This is a genomic window from Streptomyces hirsutus (assembly GCF_001418415.1).
GTDB lineage: Bacteria > Actinomycetota > Actinomycetes > Streptomycetales > Streptomycetaceae > Streptomyces > Streptomyces hirsutus.
Genome location: NZ_LIQT01000663.1, coordinates 1 through 4860, shown reverse-complemented (window position 1 = coordinate 4860; position 4860 = coordinate 1). Strand labels below are relative to the sequence as shown.

Sequence of the window (4860 nt, the reverse complement as noted above, 5' to 3'; positions counted from 1 at the left end):
TCCGCGCGTTCGGTGTCGTCGAGTTCGGCGAAACGGCGCGGCCCGGCGGGGGTGCGTGACCAGGCGAGCAGTACGTCCGCGTCGACGGCGGCCTCCGCCGTGGCGTGGGGCGAGATGTCCGGGTGGTCCAGTCCGAGGCGTTCGACGGCCAGGGCGCGCAGGGCGGCGTCCCGGGTGAGGACGCCCGCGGTGCGCGGCCAGCCCCGTCCGGTGGGTTCGGCGTCGACGAGGGCCTGGAGCAGCCAGTCCTCGCGGTACATGCGGACGTCGAGTCCGGTGGCGCCGAACCGCTGCGTCACGATCTCGGCCTTCTCGACGGTGAGGGTGCGCCGGTGCACCGCGCGCCCGCGCAGGTCCCAGCCGAGCTGGTCGTCGTCGACACCGGTGGTGACCACCAGCAGGTCGCCGGGTGCGGCCTCGTCCCGGTGGCTGTGCCAGGCGGCGAGGATGCCGAGGACGGAGGACTCGTCGCGCACCGTGACGCGTCGGGTCTGCTCGCCGACCTCGGCGGTGAAGGTGGTGGCCGAGCCGGCCGCGTACTGTCCGTGGATCAGCATGAGGCTGTGCTCGGCCAGTTTCTTCGCGTGCCGGTCGAGGAGCGCCTCGACGGAGCGCCGTCCCACCTGTGGCAGGAGCGCCATCAGCGTTCGGTCCCCTTCTCGTCCCGGCCTGCCGTGCCGGCGGCGTCGTCGTGGACGTCCTCCACCACCTGCCAGGTGACCTGGACACGGGTGCCGGGGTGCGCGGCGAGGAAGCGGCGGATGTCGGCACTGAGTCCGTCGACGGTCGCCGCGAGCGTGGTCTCCAGCCGGGTGGGTTCGACGACGTACGCGGCGGGGCGACGGGCCGACCCGGCCGCGTAGCCCACGCGCGGGTCCTGTGCGGCAGGCCCGGAGTGCGGGGTGTCCGGCACCGGTTGCGCGGGGACGGTGGGAGCCGCGGGTACCGAAGGTGTGCCGTGCTGGGTGAGGCGTACGTCCTCCGCGGTCGGGGCGACGGCCGGCTCGGGGCGCGGGGCGGGCTCGACCGGCCGGGCCGCCTGGGCGAGCCGGGTGGCTTCCCGCATGAGGGCCACGGCCGACTCCTGCAGCGAGTCCAGGACCGGGACGAGGGACTCGTCCTCCTCATGGGCGTTCGCCGCCCGCCGGACGGTGTCGAGCAGCCGTGTCGCCCGGTCGCCGACACCGTCGTCCCGACTCGCGAGTTCGCGGACCATGTCCAGGTCGGACCAGTGGGCGTCCCGCTGTGCCCGCAGCACCCGCAGCACTTCGGGGGCCTGCTTGAGGGCGGCACCGATCTCACGGTCCGTCACCTCGTAGGCGGCGCTCGCCAGTTCCTGGGTGAAGAGGGTGGCGTCGGTGGTGCGCAGCAGTCGGGCGATCAGGTCGGCGGCGGCCTTCGTGGACTTCAGTCGCGGCGCGTCCGCGCCGCCGGGTCCTTCGAGGCCGAGCCGTACGGCGTTGTCCTGGAGCAGTGTCCGGGTCTCCCCCACCGCGGTGCGGTGTTCTTCGGCGACGGCCCGCACCTGCGCGGCGAGCCGCGAGACGTTCCTCGCGAAGAGCACCGGCGACACGCTCTGCCCGAAGACCGCCCCGGCACGTCGCAGTGCGGTGGCGAAGGTGTCCTCGTCGGGGAGGGCGACGGCACGCAGCCCATACCCGGGGATGATGCGGTCCAGTTCGGGGGCCTGCGGCACCACCTGGGTCTGGTAGATCCAGGTGCGGTCGTCGAGCAGCGCGTAGGTCGCGATGATCAGGTTGGCCACGTTGCGGTCGAGGCCTTCGTAGCCGAGGTCGGTGATCCATTGGCGGATCGTCTCGACGGCCAGGTCGTCGCCGGTGTCAGGGGTTTCGGCTGCCTTCTTGTTGATGCGCAGCCGCCAGTCGTTGCTGACGTTGAGCGGTCCGTCGTGGACCTCGCCGAGGCCGAGGGCGTGCACGATCTTCCTGACGACGGGCAGTTGGTGGCTGTCCACCACGACCCGCCGGGAGCCGTCCTCCATCGCGCGGGCGATCCACTCCATGGTGGTCTTGAGTTCGCGCGGGGTGATGGCCTTGCGGGTCAGCCGGGGGTCGAAGTCGGGGTGCTTGGGGTAGCGGGCGGCGAACATGCCGTCGGCGAGCAGCAGCAGGTTCTGCTCGAATCCGACCGACGGCTCGGGCCGGGTGCGGGTGAAGCCCGGCAGCAGGGACACCAGGTGCTGCCCGTCGGGCACGGTCGCCCCGACGATCTCCGGCTCGGCTCGGTTGATCCCGTACAGCTGGAGCAGGACCTCGGTGAGGTGGCTGCTGAGGTTGTCGCGGGACGCCTTGAGCTGGTTGCGGATCTGTGCCCGCTCCTCGGCGGGGCGGGTGGCCGTGTGCTCCTCGAGCCGGTCGCGCTCCAGCAGGTAGTTGATCTTCAGTAGGCGGCCGAGCTGCCGGGAGGTCTGCTCGGAGAAGAAGTCGGACAGCCAGACGAGCGTGGGCTCGGTGCGTCCCGCTCCCCCGAGCCGCTTGACGCGCTGGAGGTCGTCGATGGGGCCGTGGTCGCCGTCGTCGAAGGGGTAGTCGAAGACGATACGGAGGTTGCCGGCCTGCTGGGGGGCGAACTCGTCGTCGGGCAGGTGTGTGTCGCGCACGTTGCCGAAGACGAACTCGACGGTGCGCTTGGTCCCGCGCCAGACGACGTCCCGTTCGCAGACGAAGGGCTGGGTGTCCTGGATGCCGAGCTGGCGCCAGAGCTGGTCCTTGATCCACTGCCGTCGGTAGCCGAGCTGGTCGGCGACGCCCTGCACCTCTTCGAGGAGCGGTTCGACGTCGATGTCGGAGAGGTGCAGGTGGAAGACGGGGTCGGTCCGGTCTCCCTCGCTGCGCAGCTCGCCGTCGAAGGAGACCTGGAGTTCCCGCAGCCGCTTGGCGGCGACGGCACCGGCGTCTCCTACCCGGGTCCGGATCGAGCCGTGGTTGAGTGCGGCGAGCCGGGTCCCGGTGAGCCGGGTCAGGGCGGGCACGTTGGGTGCGAGCGCAGCCAGCAGCAGGGTCTTGACCAGCCGCTCGTCGGCCTTGAACCGCTTGTCGTCGGGGGTTTTGTACTTGCGCAGCAACTCCTCGCGCACCCGCCCGTGGAAGTGGTCGGCGGTCTCCGCGTCCTTGCGCAGCCGGGGCGTGAACGCGGCACCGGAGCGATGCGCAATGACGTCCCACAGGTCGCCGAGCGGGATGAGTTCGCCGAGCTTCAGGTCCTCGCGGCGCCGGCGCAGCAGTTCCTGGACGAGTTTGAGGCCGGTGCGCTCCCGCTGCAGGGCGCCCGAGAGGTCGACGAGGACGTTGAGGAGCGCCGGCGAGAGCGGGTACAGCTCCCGGAAGTCGTCCCAGGAGGCTTCGGTGCGCCCTTGCCCGTCCAGAAGGATCTGGCGCACCTCGTCGTTGGACGACTCGACGAGTTTGAACGCGTCGTCGCGCACCGACTCCATGCCGGGCTTCGGGGCGAGCACACGGTGCTTGATGATCTCGACGAGGTTGCTGTCCTCGAGGTCGACGACGTTGAACCGCTCGGCCAGGTACTCGATCTGGCTTTCGAGGTTGGTCACGTCGGCGCCGACGACGTCCGAGCCGATCAGCTGCGACAGGTCGCGCTGGCGGGAGATGAACGACACGATCGGCACCGGCCGGCCGCTGTCCCCCGACTCGATCAGCTTCACCAGCCGCTGCACCTGGTCGCGCACGAAGTCCTGGTTGCCCATCTTCGCCTGGAGCCACAGGACCAGTTCGTCGAGGAAGAGGACGACTCCGGTGTAGCCGAGGGACTGGGCGTGCCGGGAGATGACCTTGAGGCCGTTCTCCAGCGGCAGGAACGCGCTGGCCTCGCCGCGCATGCCCTGCGCGTAGGCGGCCATGGGGCCACTCAGCAGGGCGGAGACCAGCCGCTCGCGGTAGGGGTCGTCGGGCGCGCCCGCGAAGGCCCGGTCGAAGTCGGCACCGGTCCACGCCTGGGCGGGCAGCGTCCCGGCCTCGCCGTCCAGCATCGGCATGTCGTCCGGGTCGGCCTCCACGGGTGCGGCCGCACTCGGCGTGAGGGCCGCGGCGCCCTTGCCGAGCCACTGCAGGAACTTGGCGTCGTCGCCGAGGAACTCCCGCTGGGTGCGGGCGTCGGCGAGCAGCGCGTCGGCCCGGTAGACGGGGGGCAGCGGCTGGCCGGGGTGGAGTTCGCGCACCGTGTGCACATAGCCGCCGAGCAGCGCGGAATCGAGGTCGGCGGAGCCGACGAGGTGGTACGGCACCATCAGGAACTTGCTCCGCCGCAGCCACTCGTCGTGCGGCGCGACGACCTCCACCAGCCGGGACTTGGTGCGCACGGCCGGGTGGTTGTTCAGCACGGCGTGCAGCACGGTCAGGAAGTGGCTCTTGCCGGAGCCGAAGGAGCCGTGCAGGTAGGAGGCCTCCGAATTGCCCGACCTGACGCAGGCCGCCACGATGTCCAGCGCCTGCCGGAACGCCTCCTGCAGCTGCTCGGTGACCACGTACTCGGCCACCCGGGCATCAGTCTCGCTGAAACCCTGGGAGAGCTCGATCTTGAAGTCGCCGGCATGGACGTCTTCCTTGATCTCGATGACGTCCTTCAGCAGGAGCTCGCTCGTGGGCATCAGGCGGTCAGTCCTAACTCTCGGCTCTCTCGGCTCACGGCTCGGCCGCACGGCTCGCGCGCTGGTCGGCGCCCTCCAATCCTGCCAGGTGGCACTGACACGCATGCCCGTCACTCCGGAATCCGTCGTACCGCACGGTGCCGGAAGGATCACCGCGGGTGCCCGCTGGGTAGGGTCGGCACGGGATCCGGTGGGGAAACGGGATCCGACGGGGAGCCAGGGGATCTGTCCGGGGA

At 71.0% G+C, this 4860-nt stretch carries 1 protein-coding gene and 1 pseudogene; both read right to left on the bottom strand.

Annotation, left to right across the window (positions count from 1 at the left end):
- A pseudogene (locus tag AOK11_RS36985) lies at positions 1–641 on the bottom strand (BREX-2 system phosphatase PglZ); the annotation flags it as partial.
- Positions 641–4624, bottom strand: coding sequence for a BREX-2 system ATPase PglY family protein (locus AOK11_RS36980; protein ID WP_055598006.1), 3984 nt, complete (start codon positions 4622–4624; stop codon positions 641–643). The pseudogene AOK11_RS36985 and the gene AOK11_RS36980, both read right to left, overlap by 1 nt.
- Positions 4625–4860: the final 236 nt, after the last annotated feature.